At 63.5% G+C, this 16,686-nt stretch carries 16 protein-coding genes and 1 tRNA gene; 4 read left to right on the top strand and 13 right to left on the bottom strand.

Annotation, left to right across the window (positions count from 1 at the left end):
- From ACSBM8_RS10630 to ACSBM8_RS10665, 8 genes are all read right to left on the bottom strand, one after another.
- Complete coding sequence (locus tag ACSBM8_RS10630) at positions 1-2,142, bottom strand: ATP-binding protein (protein WP_442678004.1); 2,142 nt, start codon at positions 2,140-2,142, stop codon at positions 1-3.
- A gap of 148 nt (positions 2,143-2,290) precedes the next feature.
- The gene (ntrC, locus tag ACSBM8_RS10635; protein ID WP_442678005.1) at positions 2,291-3,733 is read right to left on the bottom strand and encodes a nitrogen regulation protein NR(I); all 1,443 of its coding nucleotides are present in this window, start codon (positions 3,731-3,733) and stop codon (positions 2,291-2,293) included.
- The gene (locus ACSBM8_RS10640; RefSeq protein ID WP_442678006.1) at positions 3,730-4,824 is read right to left on the bottom strand and encodes a two-component system sensor histidine kinase NtrB; all 1,095 of its coding nucleotides are present in this window, start codon (positions 4,822-4,824) and stop codon (positions 3,730-3,732) included. The genes ntrC and ACSBM8_RS10640 overlap by 4 nt, the downstream gene beginning before the upstream one ends.
- Positions 4,800-5,798: a tRNA dihydrouridine synthase DusB gene (dusB, locus tag ACSBM8_RS10645; RefSeq protein ID WP_442678007.1), complete on the bottom strand. Its 999-nt coding sequence runs from the start codon at positions 5,796-5,798 to the stop codon at positions 4,800-4,802. The genes ACSBM8_RS10640 and dusB overlap by 25 nt, the downstream gene beginning before the upstream one ends.
- A 38-nt stretch (positions 5,799-5,836) precedes the next feature.
- A complete protein-coding gene (locus ACSBM8_RS10650; protein ID WP_442678008.1) occupies positions 5,837-6,289 on the bottom strand; it encodes a molybdenum cofactor biosynthesis protein MoaE in 453 nt (150 codons plus the stop codon).
- A complete protein-coding gene (moaD, locus tag ACSBM8_RS10655; RefSeq protein ID WP_442681558.1) occupies positions 6,286-6,543 on the bottom strand; it encodes a molybdopterin converting factor subunit 1 in 258 nt (85 codons plus the stop codon). Before moaD ends, ACSBM8_RS10650 begins: the two co-directional genes overlap by 4 nt.
- On the bottom strand, positions 6,539-7,087 hold the full coding sequence (gene pgsA, locus ACSBM8_RS10660; protein WP_442678009.1) for a CDP-diacylglycerol--glycerol-3-phosphate 3-phosphatidyltransferase: 549 nt from the start codon (positions 7,085-7,087) through the stop codon (positions 6,539-6,541). Before pgsA ends, moaD begins: the two co-directional genes overlap by 5 nt.
- A gap of 19 nt (positions 7,088-7,106) precedes the next feature.
- Complete coding sequence (locus tag ACSBM8_RS10665) at positions 7,107-7,664, bottom strand: GNAT family N-acetyltransferase (protein WP_442678010.1); 558 nt, start codon at positions 7,662-7,664, stop codon at positions 7,107-7,109.
- Positions 7,665-7,750: 86 nt separating this feature from the next.
- On the opposite strand from ACSBM8_RS10665, the gene ACSBM8_RS10670 reads away from it, so the two are divergent.
- Positions 7,751-9,043, top strand: coding sequence for an MFS transporter (locus tag ACSBM8_RS10670; protein WP_442678011.1), 1,293 nt, complete (start codon positions 7,751-7,753; stop codon positions 9,041-9,043).
- A gap of 70 nt (positions 9,044-9,113) precedes the next feature.
- Here the strand turns inward: ACSBM8_RS10670 and ACSBM8_RS10675 are convergent, their stop codons facing one another.
- Positions 9,114-9,503 carry a hypothetical protein gene (locus ACSBM8_RS10675; protein WP_442678012.1) on the bottom strand — a complete coding sequence of 130 codons (390 nt, stop codon included), beginning with the start codon at positions 9,501-9,503 and terminating at the stop codon, positions 9,114-9,116.
- Positions 9,504-9,764: 261 nt separating this feature from the next.
- Between ACSBM8_RS10675 and ACSBM8_RS10680 the strand changes: the two genes are divergently transcribed.
- Genes ACSBM8_RS10680 through xylA form a run of 3 tightly spaced genes read left to right on the top strand, consistent with a single transcriptional unit; the run spans position 9,765 to position 13,615 of the window.
- Positions 9,765-10,829 carry a glycoside hydrolase family 43 protein gene (locus ACSBM8_RS10680; protein ID WP_442681559.1) on the top strand — a complete coding sequence of 355 codons (1,065 nt, stop codon included), beginning with the start codon at positions 9,765-9,767 and terminating at the stop codon, positions 10,827-10,829.
- 12 nt (positions 10,830-10,841) lie between these two features.
- Positions 10,842-12,296, top strand: coding sequence for a xylulokinase (gene xylB / locus ACSBM8_RS10685; protein ID WP_442678013.1), 1,455 nt, complete (start codon positions 10,842-10,844; stop codon positions 12,294-12,296).
- Positions 12,296-13,615, top strand: coding sequence for a xylose isomerase (gene xylA / locus ACSBM8_RS10690; protein ID WP_442678014.1), 1,320 nt, complete (start codon positions 12,296-12,298; stop codon positions 13,613-13,615). The genes xylB and xylA overlap by 1 nt, the downstream gene beginning before the upstream one ends.
- A 116-nt stretch (positions 13,616-13,731) precedes the next feature.
- Here the strand turns inward: xylA and ACSBM8_RS10695 are convergent, their stop codons facing one another.
- The 4 genes from ACSBM8_RS10695 to ACSBM8_RS10710 all read right to left on the bottom strand — a co-directional run bounded on the left by ACSBM8_RS10695 (position 13,732) and on the right by ACSBM8_RS10710 (position 16,647).
- Complete coding sequence (locus ACSBM8_RS10695; RefSeq protein WP_442678015.1) at positions 13,732-14,907, bottom strand: CaiB/BaiF CoA transferase family protein; 1,176 nt, start codon at positions 14,905-14,907, stop codon at positions 13,732-13,734.
- A gap of 94 nt (positions 14,908-15,001) precedes the next feature.
- Positions 15,002-15,076 (bottom strand) — tRNA-Val (locus ACSBM8_RS10700).
- A 115-nt stretch (positions 15,077-15,191) separates the two neighbouring features.
- Positions 15,192-15,671, bottom strand: coding sequence for a hypothetical protein (locus tag ACSBM8_RS10705; protein WP_442678016.1), 480 nt, complete (start codon positions 15,669-15,671; stop codon positions 15,192-15,194).
- Positions 15,664-16,647: a hypothetical protein gene (locus ACSBM8_RS10710; RefSeq protein ID WP_442678017.1), complete on the bottom strand. Its 984-nt coding sequence runs from the start codon at positions 16,645-16,647 to the stop codon at positions 15,664-15,666. Before ACSBM8_RS10710 ends, ACSBM8_RS10705 begins: the two co-directional genes overlap by 8 nt.
- Positions 16,648-16,686 lie beyond the last annotated feature (39 nt).

Consider the following 16,686-nt stretch of genomic DNA (forward strand, 5'->3'; position numbering starts at 1 on the left):
TTACAGGCTCCTCATATCGGCGAGCTCAGAAACTCGTTCCTCAGGGCTATCTTCGTCGGCAATCGCATCGAGCGCATTGAGATCGAAATCCAGGTGGACGATTGTGCCCCCACCCGGCCGGTCGGCGAACGTGATCGTGCCGAAATGCTCTTCGACGATACGGCGCACGATCGCGAGGCCAAGGCCGGTGCCTTTCACCCGCGTAGTGACATAGGGCTCGGTCAACCGATCGCGTTCGGCCGGCAGGCCCACGCCATCGTCGGCGACTTCCAGCACCAACCGGCCATTATCTTCGCGGATGACCATCGCGATCGCGCCGCCCTGGCCCTCGCCCAACCGGGCCTCAACCGCTTCGCACGCATTCTTGACGATGTTGGTCAGCGCCTGGCCGATCTGACGACGGTCGCAAACCACCTTGACCTGGTCCGGTGCGTCCAGGCTGAAGCGGATCGCCGGATGGGCGACTTCGTGCAGGAACAAGGCCTGCCGGGCCATATCCAGCAGGTTTTCCCGTCGGAAATGCGGCTTGGGCATGCGCGCGAAGGACGAGAATTCGTCGATCATCCGGCGGATGTCGCTCACCTGCCGGACGATCGTCGACACCAGCCGCTCGAATGTGCTGGGGTCGCTTTGCACTTCCTTGCCGTAACGGCGCTGCAGCCGCTCTGCCGCCAGTTGAATCGGGGTGAGCGGATTCTTGATCTCATGCGCGATACGCCGTGCGACGTCGGACCATGCGGCATGGCGTTGATCCGCCAATTGCTGGGTGATGTCGTCAAAGGTCAGCACCTGGCCGTTACCCGCGCCGACGACGGTTACCGCCAGCGTCCGCACATCGCCGTCGCTGTTGAGCTGCACCACCGACTGCCGCTCGCCCGAATCCAGCATCTTGGCCAGTTCCGGCGCAAGATCCTCCAGCTGTCGTCCGACCGCGCTTCTGTCCCCGGTCCGCAGCAATGCTTGCGCCGATAGATTGATCACGGTCACGTCCCGATCGCGATCGACGAAGATGACACCGGCCGACACGCCCGCCAGCACGGCTTCCGTCAGCGCGCGACGGCTTTCGAGCGCGCCGGTCTGCTCCTGCAGTCGCCGGGTCATCCGATTGAACGCTGCCGCGAGACGGCCGACCTCATCGAATTTATTGGGCGCCGGCACGCGCGCAGCAAGGTCTCCGCCCGCCACGCGCCGCGCGGCTCCGACCAGTTCGCCAATCGGCCGTACCAGCCGGTCGGCGACCGTAAGGGCCACCCAGATTGCGAACCCCACGATCAACAGCGAAACGACGAACAAGGCGACGTTGAAGCGGATTTGCAGTCTGGCGGCCTGCGCTACGATCGCGTTGTAGCTCCCCAGAGCGGCGTTGGCGCGTCCGGCCTGCGCCAGCACGGTCGGCTCCGCATTCCGCTGGATCCACAAATAGGTCCGCGATGCGGCGTCCATCCGCATCACCGATTCCATATGATCCGACAGGACGCGCACGTGCGGCTTGCCGTCGGCCAGCTGCGGGATCAAGGCTGGCGGCAACCGCGCTTCCACCGGGCGCTGGTCAAGATTGGCCAACGCAATCAGCCGTTCGACACCATCCTCGCCTACCTGGATCAGCGCACCCTGCTCCAGCGATCGATAAAAGATCTGGCTGGCAAAAAAGGAGTTCCACCGCGGGTCGTCGGGAGAAGCGGTCGCCAGCGCGTGCAGATAGTCGTTGACCATCGCCACGTTGGCGGCAGCCAGATCATTCTTGTGTTCGGTAACATAGGTCTGTGCGACCCGATCCGCATTCAGCAACACGACGCGAACACGGTCCGAAAACCAGAATTGCATGTTGAACTGAAACAGCAGCGACGCGAAAATGACGACCAGCAATGTCGGGACCGCCGCGAGTACGGAGAATAAGGCGACTAATCGTGCGTGAAGGCCGCCACGACCGCCCAAAGGCGACTTTTCCGAGCGGCCGCGCGCGAGCCGCCGCGCGAACAATACCAGCAGCGCCATCCACGGGACGAGATTCCCGACCAGCAAAGCGGCCACGACGAGCGGGCTTAATGGATTTCCCGTCGAGCCCTTCGACAATATGACATAGGTCAACGCGGCGATCGCGAAGATCGCGGCGATCGTCAGCGGTTCGCCCAGAACCGCCACGCCCCTCACCTTGATGAGCAACGCAAGGCGTCGCCGCCAACGCGGCGAGGGCAATAGCGACCCTGGCAAGGACGGCTTCATCGTGTCCGGGCTACCACAAACATGTGGCGGAAGGAACACATCTGCGGTGGGATGCGGTAGCCAGAGATTATTCGCTTCGTCGCACGGTCGGGCCGACGCCAAGGTCGGTCAGCTTCTTGCGCAGCGTGTTGCGATTGATGCCCAGCAGCCTTGCGGCCTTTAGCTGATTGCCCCGCACCGCCGCCAGCGTCTGCCGCAATAGCGGGCGCTCAATCTCCGCCAGCACGCGATCATAGAGGCCGTCGGGCGGAAGCGCCGATCCGTAGCTGGCGAAGTGACGTGCTAGATGCTGTTCGATCACATCGTCGAGGCCGGCGCCCACAGCGTCCTGCAGCAGCGGCTGCGGCGATTGAATGCCGAGTTGCTGTTCGATCAAGGTCGAACCGATGACCGCATCGCGCGTGAGCGCGGCGAGCCGACGCATCAGATTTTCGAGCTCGCGCACATTGCCGGGCCACACATGCTGCTCCAGCCGGGCCAGCGCACCGGGATCCAGATGTTTGCGCGGCAATCCGTCGGCAGCCGCCCGATCCAGGAAATGGCGGGCCAGATCGCCGACGTCGGCGCCGCGCTCTCTGAGTGGCGGTAGCCGGATCGGCACCACGTTCAGTCGATAATATAGATCTTCGCGAAACTGCCCGTCCGCGATCAGTCGCGGTAATTCCTGATGCGTTGCGGCGATGATCCGCACATCGGCGCGGATCGCGCGCGCGCCGCCGACGGGGGAGAATTCGCCGGACTGGAGAACGCGCAGGAGCCGGGTCTGCGCCTCCATCGGCATGTCGCCGATCTCGTCCAGAAACAGGGTGCCGCCTTGGGCCTGCTCGAAACGGCCGGCAGTGCGCTGCGCCGCGCCGGTAAAGGCGCCCCGCTCGTGCCCGAACAGCTCGCTCTCGATCAATTCGCGAGGGATCGCCGCCATATTCACCGCCACGAAGGGCGCGCTGCGGCGCGGCCCGAAATCGTGGACTGCCCGCGCGACCAATTCCTTTCCCGTACCGGATTCGCCAAGCACGAGCACGGTCAGATCGTTCGATACGACGCGCGCCACCGTGCGATAGACTTCCTGCATCGGCGGCGAACGGCCGATCAGGGGCAGATCCTCGCCGGCGCGCGTGTCATCCTCGACGCCGGTGGCGGCGCCGCGCGCAAGGGCGTCATCCACCGCCTGGACCAGTTCGGCCAGATCGAACGGCTTAGGAAGATAATCGAAAGCGCCTTGCTCGGTCGCGCGCATCGCCGTCGTAAAGGTATTCTGCGCCGACAGCACAATGATCGGCATGTGCGGATTGTCGGCCAGCAATTCGGGGACGAGGTCCAGGCCGTTTCCATCCGGCAGGATCACGTCGGTCAGCAAGACCTGGGGACGAAAGCTGCGAATGGCACGGCGCAGATCGCTCGCGCTGGCCGCGGTCTCCACCTGGTGACCGGCGCGACGCAGCGCTTCGCGCACGACGGTGCGGATCGCGGCGTCGTCGTCGCAAACCAGGATACGCCCGCCCATGTTCATTTCCCCCGCGCGCGCTGCAGCAGCAGACGGAAGACGGTGCGTTCGGGCATGCCCTCCCGGGCATATTCGACGATGCCGCCTTGATCGGCGACCAGCTTTTCCACGAGCGCTAGGCCCAGCCCCCGACCATCGCGCTTGGAGCTGACGAACGGATCGAACAGATGCTCCGCGATTTCAGGCGGCGCGCCTGGCCCATCGTCGATCACGCAGACTTCGATCGGCAATTGTCGCCGACCGTCGCCCCCATCCGTCACCATCCGCATGCCGTGGCGATAGGCGGTCGTCAGCGTGACCACCCCGCCCTTCTGCCCCAGCGCTTCGGCCGCATTCTTCAAAAGGTTGATCACGATCTGGATCAGCGAATCCTTATTCCCAAGCACCGGCGGCAAGGACGGGTCATAGATCTCGCGGAACATCACGTTGCTGCCAAAGCCCTGCGCCGCAACCGCACGCGCATGTTCCAGAATGGCATGGATATTCTGCGGCCCGATGCTGAGCGGCCGGGTATCGGTGAACCCCTCCATCCGGTCCAGCAGAGCCGTTACCCGGTCCACCTCATCCCGGATCAGGCGTGTCAGCGCGCGGGAGTCCGCATCGACATTCGCGTCGAGCAATTGCGCCGCCCCCCGAATACCGGAAAGGGGGTTCTTGATCTCATGCGCAAGCAGCGCAGCAGCGCCCGCCGCCGCCAAATTGCCGCCGGCACGGCGCGCGATCGGCACGGCGGTTGGATAGGCATGAAGGGCCACGACCCGCCAGCCGGGCCAGTCTGGCAAAGGTGCCGCCAACAGATCGCCGCGCAAATGCCGGTTTCCCGGCAGCGCGATATCCAGATCATAGGCCACAAAGGGCGTATCGGTCGGCATCGTCCGCAGATGATGTCCCGTCGCCTCGTCGATCCCCATGCCGATGACCACGCTGCGCGACAGGTTCAACAGGGTTTCGGCGGCCGCGTTGGCGTCGAGTATGACCCCGCCCTCATCCACGACAAGGATGGGCGTCGGCAAAGCAGCCAATAGCGCCTCAGCCGGTGCGGGCCGCGCGTCGCCGCGTGCCCGCAAGCGGGCTAGGCGGCCGCTCGTATAGTCCATGGCGCGTAAAATTCGGAGAGCATCCGCAGCACAGTCGCCGCCTCGGGCTGCTGATTGACCAGATTGCGGAACTCGGCCGAGCCGGGCAGGCCCTTCGTATACCAGCCGATATGTTTGCGTGCCATGTTCACGCCCACCTCATGCCCGTAAAGTTCGAGCATGTCGTGATAATGCGCGACGATCGCCCGATATTGCTCGTCCAGCCCAGGGTCGGCGCGGCGTTCGCCGGTTTGCAGCCAGCGCATCACTTGCGACAGCAGCCAGGGCCGTCCGTACGCACCGCGCCCGATCATGATGCCGTCCGCCCCGGATTGTTCGAGCGCCTGATCGGCATCTTCGATCGAACAAATGTCGCCATTCGCAATCACCGGAATAGTCACCGCGTCCTTGACCTGGCGGATGAAGGCCCAGTCGGCATTGCCCTTGTACATCTGGCAACGCGTGCGGCCGTGCACGGTGATCATCTTCACACCCAGATCCTCGGCGATGCGGGCGAGCTCCGGCGCGTTCAGGCTCTGATTGTCCCAGCCCATCCGCATCTTGAGCGTCACGGGCACCTTGACTGCCTTCACGGTCGCCTTGATCAATTGCGCCGCAAGCTGCGGCTTGGCCATCAGCGCCGATCCGGCGTCGCCATTGACGACTTTGCGGACGGGGCAGCCCATATTGATATCGACGATGGCGGCACCGCGGTCCTCGGCTAGCTTGGCGGCTTCCCCCATCTGCTCCGGCTCGCAGCCGACGAGTTGCATCGAGACGGGATCCTCGCTGGGATCCCACAGCGCCTTTTGCACCGACTGGCGGGTTTCCCGGATCGCCGCCTGACTGGCGATCATCTCGGTGACGTTGAGGCCAGACCCGTAAGAGCGCACCAACCGACGAAACGGCAGGTCGCTGACGCCCGTCATCGGCGCCAGGATGACCGGCGTCTCGATGATGACATTGCCGATCGCAATGGGGGTGAGCCTGGCCATAAGATGCTGCCTAAAAATGAGGCATGCCCCCTACAGACTTAGCGACCGTCCCGCAACCAGCGCGCCGCCGCGGCATCGTCAGCGGTCCGTGGTTCGACCCATAGCGCCCGCCCGTCGGTAAATCGTTCGCGTTTCCAGAACGGCGCCTCGGTCTTCAACCGGTCGATCAAAGCAGCGCAGGCGTCTAGGGCGGAACCGCGATGCCGGGATGCCGTCGCCACGAAGACGATCGCCTCGCCTGGGCGTAACGGGCCGTGGCGGTGGATGGCCGTGACCCCGAGCAGCGACCAGCGTTCGCTCGCCCAATCGGCAAGCTCCTCCATGACCCGCAGGGTCATGGTCGGGTGATGTTCCAGATACAGCTCCGTCAGACCGCCGTCGCCGCGGACGATGCCGGTAAAGCTGGCCACGCCGCCCCCACCGAGCGCATCCAGGCGTGCCAGTTCGACACCTGCATCGAACGGTCCGGCCTGCAGGCGAACGCTGTTCATCCGCCGGTGACGGGGGGAAAGAGCGCAATCTCCGTCGCGCCCGCGATCGGAGCATTCAGCGGCACGAACCGCTGATCGATGGCGGCGCGCAGCCGGGTCGGATCGGCCAATGCGGTTGCATAGCCGCCGCTGCGCCCGGCCAGCCAGGCAATCAGGCCGCTGACATCCTCCACCGTCGCTGGTGGATCGATCCGTTCCTGGTCCAGCCCGATCTGCTCGCGGACCCATGCAAAATAGACTATATTCACATCAATCCATATGCTTCAGGCCGACGCGGAGATAATCCCAGCCGGTGACCGCCGTAAGCCCGGCCGCGCTCCAGAGACAGAACAGCCCCACCCATGCGATCCAGGCCTGCGCGGGCAAGGCACCCGCCAGGATCAACGCCCCGAGCGAGATCAGCTGAAAGGTCGTTTTCCACTTTGCGAGCTGGCTGACCGGCATCGAGACGCGCAGCTCCGCCAGAAATTCACGCAGCCCGGACACCGCAATCTCGCGGACCAGGATGATCAGCGCGGCGACCACGGCCGGTCCGTCGATGGCGCGTGTGAACAGCAGCATGACGATCACCGTCGCGACCATGATCTTGTCGGCGATCGGATCGAGGAACACGCCGAGTTTGGATACGGCGCCCTGCGCACGCGCCAGATAGCCGTCGAAATAATCGGTTATTCCGACGAGGACATAGAGCCCGAAGGCAACCGCATAATCCCAGGGCCGTGGATGCCACAATAACAGCACCATCACCGGCATCGCGACAATGCGCGACAAGGTGAGGAGGTTGGGCAGCGTCAGCATGGATGCGGTCTAGCGCGGCTTACTCCCTTTGGGGAGAGGCTGGCGGCCTTTCATGTAATATAACGTCATGCCCTTTGAACATGGCGTCCCGAAACGGGACGAAGCCCAGCTTGCCGGCCACGCGGAGGGAGGCCAGGTTGTTGGGGTCGATGATGCAGACCATCCGGGTTGGCCCAAATGTCTGTTCGTGCCAGGCGATGGCGGCGCGCATCGCTTCGGTGGCGTAACCCTGTCCCGCCGCCTGCGCCGCGAGCAGCCACCCCGCTTCCGGATCATCGTCGAAATCGGGTCCTAAACCGCGGTGGAACCTGCCCAGGCCGGCTTCGCCTGCCACCTGTCCGCTGGCGCGTTCCTCGATCAGGAACAGGCCATGATGCAGCAGCGCCCAATGGCCGGCATACCGCAATATGCGATTAAAATTTTCCATGCGATCCTGCGGGCCCCCGACAAATTGCATCGCGATCGGATCGGCGGTGAGCGCCGACCGGGCATCAACGTCGGTCAGGCGATGGAGCCGGAGGCGCAACCGCGGGGTTTCGACGATCGGGCCGCGCGATGCGGAGGCAGAATCATTCATATGCAGTCGCTGTTTGGTGTTGTTGCCGGAATTCGTCTATGGGGCCCAACCGTGAGTATAAACAGCGACGCGCATAGCGCCCTCCGATGATTCCATCGTTCCGGCTTTTAGGCAAACGCCGCTTCCTGCCGCTGTTTGCGACGCAGTTTTTGGGCGCGTTTAACGACAACCTCTTCAAACAGGCGATGGTCCTGTTCGCGACCTATTCGATCTATTCGGATGCGAAAAAAGAGGCGGCCTTCAATGCCATCGCGACGGGGCTGTTCATCCTGCCCTTCTTCCTGCTGTCGGCGCTGTCCGGCCAGCTGGCGGATAGCCATGACAAGGCCAGGATCGTGCGCATCATCAAGACGGCTGAAATCGCCATCATGATCGTTGGGGCGGCCGGCCTGCTCTTTGCCTCGGTTCCGCTGATGCTGGGCGCGGTGCTCGCGATGGGCGCCCATTCCACCTTCTTCGGGCCGATCAAATATGCCATCCTGCCGCAACATCTCCGCCGCGGCGAAGTCCTGGGCGGAACCGGCCTGGTCGAAGCCGGCACCTATATCGCGATCCTTGGCGGAACGATTCTTGCCGGTCTGATCAATCCCCGCCTTGCTGCGATACTGGTCCTGGCCGTTGCCGCGATCGGCTGGCTGACCGCCCGGGAGATTCCCCCCGCCCCGGCCACGGGCAAAAGCCCGCCGATCGATCTGCACATTCTGCGCGCCTCGATCACCTTAGTTTCGGCGACGATGCATATCCCGCGGCTGTTTCTCGCCATCCTGTCGATCAGCTTCTTCTGGATGATCGGCGCCGTGCTGGTGATTGAATTCCCCCCCCTGGTGAAGAATGTGTTCACCGCCGACAAGCAGGTCGCCAGCCTGTTCCTCGCTATCTTCTCGATCGGGGTAGCGATCGGATCGGTGCTGATCAACCGGCTGCTCGCGGGCCGCGTTTCGGCCCGCTACGCGCCGGCATCCGTTATCGGTATGGCCGGATTCGTCCTGCTGATGACGTACGCCGCCCATCAGTGGCAGCCGGCGCCTGACGGCATCCTCTATTCGTTCCGGGATTTCGCAACGCATCCCGATGCACCGTTGGTCGCTCTGGCGCTGCTGGGCGTGTCGGTCACGGGCGGAATGTTCGTGGTCCCGCTCTACGCATTCCTGACCACGACGGTCGAGAGCGATCATACGGCGCGGACGGTCGCGGCGAACAACATCGTCAATTCGGGTGCCATGGTGATCGGCGCGGTTGGCGCGGTGACGCTGGCGGCGGTGGGCGTTTCCGTGATCCAGGCGCTGTCGGCGGTCGCCGTAATGTGCCTGGGTGCGGCGGCGATATCCTGGCGCCTGCATCGCGCCTGCGACGGGGTTCGCTGCTCCGAGACGCTATAGCCTGCAGCGCGTCTAACGGATTTCGGGACTGGGATCTGGTGATCCGGGCGCGATGGCCCGGATCCGAACCTTACTTTTTCTTGCCGCCGAAGATGGCAGCGACAGAAGCGGCGACAATCGCGAAAATGCCCGCACCTGCGGCCGCTTTCTTGACGCTCACCGGCGAACTCGTCTTGGCATTGCCCTTGCCGCTGGCCGGCTTCGGCTTGGCAGCACTGCGCGATACGCTGGTCTTCGGAGCAGTGCGCGACCGGGCGGTTTTGGCCGCCGGCCCACTCGCTTTGGACGCGCGTGCAGCGCTGGTGCGCGGCTTGGCCGCAGCCTTGCTGGCCGGCTTCGCAGCGGCAGCTGGCTTGGCGGCGGACGCCGCCGGTTTACGCGCGGCAGTTTTTGCAGCGGGCTTTGTCTTCGCCTTGGGGGCGACGGCAGGCTCGTTGCCGTCGGTCGGGGTATCGGCCATGCACCATTCTCCGTCCAGGTGAACTTGTCGGATGAACCGATGCGCGATCGAACGGTTCCGAAACGATCACAGCGGATTCGCCATTCTGGCATAGGAAGCGCTTGATCGACGCGGATCGGCAGCTATTGGTAGCGCTATCAGCCCATCATCGCACAGACGATGAAGGCACGTTGCGTCCCTGACAGGACGTGGCGAATTCTTGGATAGGAGGGAATGATGCTGCGTTCGAAACTGAAGTGCCTGGCGCTTGCCGGCACGCTGATGACCTGGCCGTTGGCAAGCGCAGGCGCTGCCGCACCGGTCGTCCCCAAGGTTTCGCCGGAGGGGAAGCATTATCTCTCGCAGCCGCTGGTTACGGAAATCTACACGGCTGACCCGTCAGCGCATGTCTTCAATAACAAGATCTACGTCTATCCGTCGCATGACGTGCCGACCGATATTCCGAACGACGATCTCGGCAATCAATATGCCATGCACGATTATCGCATATTGGAAATGGATCATGTCGGGGCGCCGGTGAAGATCGGGCCGGTCGCGCTGGACGTGAAGGACGTCCCCTGGGCATCGCAGCAGATGTGGGCACCGGATGCCGCCTATCGCAACGGCACCTATTATCTGTTCTTCCCGGCGCGGGACAAGAATCTGGATCCGCGCGGTCTCGGCCAGTTCAAGATCGGCGTTGCGACCTCGAAGAACCCGATGGGCCCGTTCAAGGCGGAACCGGAACCGATCAAGGGCGCCTATTCGATGGACCCTGCCGTCTTCATCGATGACGACAATCAGGCCTATCTCTATTTCGGCGGCATCTGGGGCGGCCAGCTCCAGCGCTGGGCGACCGGCACGTTCGATCCGAACGGCACCGACACCGATCTTCAGCAGGACGACAAGCCGGCGCTGTCGGGCAAGATCGCCCGCCTCACCCCCGATCTGAAGCAATTGGCCGAGGCGCCGCGCGATGCCGTCATCCTCGACGAGAAGGGCAAGCCCGTATTGGGCGGCGACCATGAGAAGCGTTTCTTCGAAGCCTCCTGGGTCTTCAAGAAAGACGGCAAATATTATTACACCTATTCGACCGGCGATACGCATTTCCTGAACTACGCGATCGGCACGAATCCCTACGGGCCATTCACCTATACGGGCCACATCTTGAAGCCCGTTCAAGGCTGGACGACGCATCATTCGATCATCCAGAAGGATGGTAAATGGTGGCTTTTCTATGCGGATACGCAGATTTCCAACAAGAACCACCTGCGCAACGTTAAGGTCACGGAACTGAAGTTCAATCCAGACGGGACGATCCAGACCCTCAACCCCTTCGTCGATTAAGGATCGCGCCGCATGTTTCTGGGTATCGACATCGGCACGTCAGGCGTGAAAGCCGTCGTGATCGCGGCCGACGGCAGTGTCGCGGGTCAGGGAACGGCGGCGCTGTCCGTGTCCCGTCCTCACCCGCTCTGGTCGGAACAGGCGCCGGACGATTGGTGGGCGGCAACGGAAGCTGCCGTCCGCGCGATCGATCCGGCGGTCCGGCGCTCCGTGCGCGGCATTGGCCTTGCCGGCCAGATGCATGGCGCCACCTTGCTGGACGCGGCGGACAAGCCGCTGCGGCCCGCCATCCTGTGGAACGACGGCCGTTCCTATGCGGAATGCGAGGAGCTGACCGCCGCCGTCCCCGCGCTTCATGCCATCACCGGGAACCTGGCGATGCCGGGCTTCACGGCGCCCAAATTGGCGTGGGTGCGCAAGCATGAGCCCGACATTTTCGATCAGGTCCGTACCGTCCTGCTGCCCAAGGACTATGTCCGGCTCCGCATGACCGGCGACAAGGCGTCGGACATGTCGGATAGCGCCGGCACGATCTGGCTGGATGTCGCCAAGCGCGACTGGAGCGACGAGCTGCTGGCTGCGACCGGCCTCGGCCGGGACCATATGCCGCGCCTGTTCGAAGGATCGGACATTGCCGGCACGCTGCGCCAGGAGGTCGCCGAAAGCTGGGGCATGCCGGCGGTTCCGGTCGTCGGTGGCGGTGGCGACAATGCCGCCGGGGCGATCGGCGTCGGCGTCGTTGCGGATGGCGACGCGCTGTTGTCGCTCGGCACGTCGGGCGTCATCTTCATCGCGACCGAGACGTTCCGTCCCAATCCGGAGCGTGCGGTCCACGCCTTCTGCCATGCCCTGCCCAACATGTGGCATCAGATGTCGGTCCATCTCAGTGCGGCATCCTGCATCGATTGGGTGGCGCGGCTGACGGGGGCGGCGAGCGCGCCTGAGTTGTTCAGCCGGGCCGAAAGCACCGGACCGGCGCGTGGCAAGGAACTGTTCCTCCCTTATCTGTCGGGGGAACGCACACCGCATAACGATGCCCTCGTCCGCGGCGCTTTCCTCAATCTCGACAATGATACGAGTCCGGGGACGCTGGCGCAGGCAGTATTGGAAGGCGTCGCCTTCGCCCTCGCCGACGGTTTGGATGCCTTGCGGGATGCTGGCACGCAGGTCGCGCAATTGTCCGTCATCGGCGGCGGTGCCCGGTCCGCTTATTGGGGCCGGATCATCAGCGCGGCGATGGAAACGCCGCTTGTCTATCTGCGCGGCGGCGAAGTCGGCCCTGCGCTCGGCGCTGCCCGGCTGGCGCAGGTCGCCGTCGATCAAGGCGATCCGCGTACGATCTGTGCCCCACCGCCCGTCGAACGCGTGATCCAGCCGGACCCGGAAGACGTCGCCTTGCTGGCGCCCAAGAAGCAGGCGTTCAAGGAAGCCTATCCCCACATCAGCCCCAAAATGAGAGGCCAATAATGTCGACCCAACCTAATTATTTCGCAGAGATCGCGCCGATCACCTTCAAGGGGCCGGACTCGACCGACGAGCTCTCCTACCGTTTCTACGACAAGAACCGGGTCGTGATGGGCAAGACGATGGAGGATCATCTCCGCTTCGCCGTCTGCTTCTGGCACACCTTCTCCTGGCCCGGTGCCGATATCTTCGGCGCGGGCACGTTCAATCGTCCGTGGCTGGCAGGCACGATGGATAGTGCGGCCGCCGCGTGGAAGCGCCGCGAAGGCTTCGACTTCATCCAGAAGCTCGATGTGCCTTTCTACTGCTTCCACGACGTGGACGTGATGGCGGTCGCCGCGAACGCCGCCGAGCATCAGAAATATCTGGCCGAGGCGGTCGATGATCTGGAGCGGCTGCAGGGCGAGACGGGCCGCAAGCTCCTGTGGGGCACGGCCAATCTGTTCAGCCATCCGCGTTTCGCCTCCGGCGGCGCCACCAACCCGGATCCGGAAGTGTTCGCGTTCGGCGCGATGCAGGTCCGTGGCGCGCTGGAAGCAACGCATCGCCTGGGCGGCTCCAACTACGTCCTGTGGGGCGGTCGCGAGGGCTATGAGACGATCCTGAACACCGATCTCAAGAAGGAGCTGGATCAGCTCGGCCGCTTCCTCAACCTGGTCGTCGAGCATAAGCACAAAATCGGCTTCAACGGCACGATTCTGATCGAACCCAAGCCGCACGAACCGACCAAGCATCAATATGATTTCGATACGGCCACCGTATATGGCTTCCTCAAGCGCTACGGCCTGGAGAATGAGGTCAAGGTCAATATCGAGGCGAACCATGCCACGCTCGCGGGCCACACGTTCGAACATGAGCTGGCCATGGCCAATGCACTTGGCATCTTCGGCTCGATCGACGCCAATCGCGGCGATCACCAGAATGGCTGGGATACGGATCAATTCCCGAACTCGGTCGAGGAAATGACCCTGGCCATGCTGGAAGTGTTCCGCGCCGGCGGCTTCACCGACGGCGGATTCAACTTCGATTCGAAGGTGCGTCGCCAGAGCGTCGATGCGGCCGATCTGTTCTACGGCCATGTCGGCGCGATCGACGTGATCGCGAAGGGCCTGCTCAACGCGGCGGCTCTGATCGAAGACGGTCGCCTCGATGCCTTCAAGAAGGCGCGGTACGCCGGCTGGGAAGGGGAGATCGGCCAGACGGCATCGACCGGATCGCTGGCCGACGTCGCCGACCTTGCCCTGTCGAAGAACCTCAATCCGCAGCCCCGCTCCGGCGGTCAGGAGCGGCTGGAGAATTTGATCAACCGCTTCTGCTATTGATCAACGCATGATGCATCGGGCGCCGGTCGGCTTATTGCCGGCCGGCGTTCGTGTATTCGGTCATCGGCGACCAAGGGGAAAGACGCCGCGTCCTCCCTCGCCGTCGGCCCCAAAGATCAGTCCAGGCGCCATGCCGGATCCGCTAATATGTCGGCCTCATCGGCGCCCATGCGCGGCGACGGACGGTCATGCGCGGCCGGCACGCCGTCGATCACCAAGGGCGTACGCACCCCTGGGATCGAGCCACCCGCCGCGCGTGCGGCGGGCAAGTCCAGCTGCATCCGCCGATGGCGCACCTGGGGATCGTCAAAAGCCTGCGCGATCGTATTGATCGGGCCGGCCGGCACCGACGCTCCCTCCAGGCTGCGCAACAGCGTGTCGCGCTGAAAGCGCAACGTCAGCGCGGCCAGCCGGCCGATCAAGGCGCCGCGGTGCTGAACCCGAAGCGGGTTGGTCGCAAAGGTCGGGTCCGTCCCCAGCGCCGGCTCTCCCAACACCTCGCACAGCCGCCGAAACTGGCCGTCATTGCCAACAGCGATGACCACATGGCCATCGATGACCGGGAAGACCTCATAGGGGACAATGCTGGGATGGGCATTGCCCAGCCGCTGCGGCGCCTTGCCCGAAACCAGATAATTGAGCGCCTGATTGGCAAGGACGCCGATCTGACTGTCCATCAGCGCGCAATCGATCCACGCCCCCTGCCCGCTTTCCTCCCGCTGCCGCAGCGCCGCCAGGATGCCGATGGTCGCGTACAGGCCCGAAAAGATATCGGCCATCGCAAAGCCGGTCTTGGTCGGCGCGCCGTCCGGATCGCCCGTGATCGACATCGCCCCGGCCATGCCCTGGATCAGGAAATCATAGCCGGCACGTTCCGCATAAGGCCCGTCCTGACCGAATCCGGTGATCGACGCATAAACCAGGCGCGGATTGATCTTCGACAGGCTGGCATGGTCCAGCCCGTATTTGGCCAGGCCGCCCACCTTGAAATTCTCGATCAGGACATCGGCCGATGCCGCCAGCCGCTCGACCAGCGCGCGCCCTTCCGGCGTCGTAAAATCGGCGACGATCGATCGCTTGCCGCGATTGCAGGCATGGAAGTACGCGGCGGAGAGATCGCCACCGTCTGCGGCCGCCACAAAGGGTGGGCCCCATTTGCGCGTGTCGTCACCGTCTGGGCTCTCGACCTTGATCACGTCCGCGCCAAGGTCTGCCAGCGTTTGCCCGGCCCAGGGCCCGGCCAGGATCCGCGCCAATTCCAATATCTTCAGGCCTTGTAGCGGTCCTGCCATCAATCCCTCGCGCCCGTGCCAGCATCGGGAAGACCGACCACCTGATGCAGAATTGAAAAAGCCCCGAAAGCCTTAGGCTTCCGGGGCTCGATCCTGGTGGGCGCAGCAGGGATTGAACCTGCGACCCCTGCCGTGTGAAGGCAGTGCTCTACCGCTGAGCTATGCGCCCGTTCGCCGCCGGTTACCGGGCCACGCCCGCTATGTCCAGAGCGGCGCTGCATTGTGCGACCACCGCCCAAACACGCACAGCTGGGAGACAATGCCGCGAAATCGAGACGTGCGCTTCAGCCTTCCGCGCCACGTGCGGAGGCCGCGCGATACTGCGCCCATGATGCGGACCGTAATAATCCGATCAGCATCACGCTCGTACCCGTTGCGATGATCGCGAAGACACATGCCATGACGCCGACGATCGTGTCCGTGGTCGAGCAAACCCGACCGAAGCAGGTTCCAACCGCCACTAAACTGAGAAGAAGCCCCGAGAGAGCCAGAAGCGGCGTGACCACGTAAATGAAGGTAATCAGTCCCCGCAGCGTCTCACGCGTCGCAGGTTTGCTGGCGGAAAGGCTGCCGCGGCGCATATATTCCACGATCATCGGCACGATTATAGCTAGGGTAAAGCCCGTACTTACCGCAGGTCCCGGATTATGGAGCCAAACACCGATAGGCAAAACGACTGCCGTCGGCGTAGTGACCAAGGCTGGCACGGTGGAGAGCGCGAAACGAACAGCTTTTTTGCCTCCCGCGGAGACCGGATCATTCATGGTTGCGTCTAACGCTCGTCACGTGAAAGGCATATTGGCGCAGATAACGCGCTACCATATTCTCGTTATCCGGCTTCAGTTCGTCATCGACAAGCAGATACACGGAACCTGGCACGGTTGCGCGCGGCATGACCTCATGCGCCCACTTGGATCGCAGCCGAGCCGCGCGATCTGAAGCGCGAGCACGTGCCCGCTCACCGATTTCGGCATAGCGCTGCGCGTAGTTCATCCGTTCTGCCTCAGTCAGGCCGCTTGCGCCGCGCCCCACCCTCGCCGCATCCGCTTCTGCCCGCCCGGCCGTCGCCAGCGAAGCGGCCCGCAGCGACTTCAACTCGACCATTTCGCGAACTATCTTGTAACCACCGTAGGCGGCATCTGGCAGCGTCGCTGCCGTCGCGATGATCCGCGGCACTTCTGTCCAGCGTTTGATGGAGTCCGCCGCGTCGTCATAACCCGCGATCTCGACGACATAGGCCGAGCCATCCATCGTCAACAGTGCGCAACCGCCGACAAAACCGGCCATTGCGATCGCGCCAACGCCGGAGCCTATCGCTGCTACCGTCAGAACGACGGCTAACACATCCAATGCGACACCAATGCCGTCGGAACGATATTTGGATGAAAATATTCGGCTGAGCGTATGGTTGATCATCTGCCCCTGGGCCATGGCGACCTGGCTGTTCAACAGCTGAGCTTCGCCATAAAATTCCATGGCATCATGGAATGCCTGAGCGACCGAGCCAAAAAAGCCCAGCGACGCACCCGGATGCAACGGCGACTTATCGTCAAACTGCACCACCAGCAGCGAGCCATAGCCATCAGCGTTAAAACTGGGCTTGCGAATAGGGATTATCCCCCCGCGCGTCGCCCAACATATTCCCACGTCAGGACCGACATGGACATCGGCAAAGCCACTCAGGCGATGGGCAGCATCATGGGGGCCACGGAAAGGTCCCCACATCGGCGTCGTCGTCACACGTGCCTCCCGCCATTACTGGCGGGAAGTCTAGAAGGA

The organism is Sphingomonas sp. ASY06-1R (genome assembly GCF_052180265.1).
Taxonomy (GTDB): domain Bacteria; phylum Pseudomonadota; class Alphaproteobacteria; order Sphingomonadales; family Sphingomonadaceae; genus Sphingomonas_I.

What these genes read in the sequence shown, in the direction of transcription:
- ntrC (WP_442678005.1), bottom strand. Translation starts at nt 3,733, where the DNA reads ATGAACATGGGCGGGCGTATCCTGGTTTGCGACGACGACGCCGCGATC.
- ACSBM8_RS10640 (WP_442678006.1), bottom strand. Translation starts at nt 4,824, where the DNA reads ATGGACTATACGAGCGGCCGCCTAGCCCGCTTGCGGGCACGCGGCGAC.
- dusB (WP_442678007.1), bottom strand. Translation starts at nt 5,798, where the DNA reads ATGGCCAGGCTCACCCCCATTGCGATCGGCAATGTCATCATCGAGACG.
- ACSBM8_RS10650 (WP_442678008.1), bottom strand. Translation starts at nt 6,289, where the DNA reads ATGAACAGCGTTCGCCTGCAGGCCGGACCGTTCGATGCAGGTGTCGAA.
- pgsA (WP_442678009.1), bottom strand. Translation starts at nt 7,087, where the DNA reads ATGCTGACGCTGCCCAACCTCCTCACCTTGTCGCGCATTGTCGCGATG.
- ACSBM8_RS10665 (WP_442678010.1), bottom strand. Translation starts at nt 7,664, where the DNA reads ATGAATGATTCTGCCTCCGCATCGCGCGGCCCGATCGTCGAAACCCCG.
- ACSBM8_RS10670 (WP_442678011.1), top strand. Translation starts at nt 7,751, where the DNA reads ATGATTCCATCGTTCCGGCTTTTAGGCAAACGCCGCTTCCTGCCGCTG.
- ACSBM8_RS10675 (WP_442678012.1), bottom strand. Translation starts at nt 9,503, where the DNA reads ATGGCCGATACCCCGACCGACGGCAACGAGCCTGCCGTCGCCCCCAAG.
- ACSBM8_RS10680 (WP_442681559.1), top strand. Translation starts at nt 9,765, where the DNA reads ATGACCTGGCCGTTGGCAAGCGCAGGCGCTGCCGCACCGGTCGTCCCC.
- xylB (WP_442678013.1), top strand. Translation starts at nt 10,842, where the DNA reads ATGTTTCTGGGTATCGACATCGGCACGTCAGGCGTGAAAGCCGTCGTG.
- xylA (WP_442678014.1), top strand. Translation starts at nt 12,296, where the DNA reads ATGTCGACCCAACCTAATTATTTCGCAGAGATCGCGCCGATCACCTTC.
- ACSBM8_RS10695 (WP_442678015.1), bottom strand. Translation starts at nt 14,907, where the DNA reads ATGGCAGGACCGCTACAAGGCCTGAAGATATTGGAATTGGCGCGGATC.
- ACSBM8_RS10705 (WP_442678016.1), bottom strand. Translation starts at nt 15,671, where the DNA reads ATGAATGATCCGGTCTCCGCGGGAGGCAAAAAAGCTGTTCGTTTCGCG.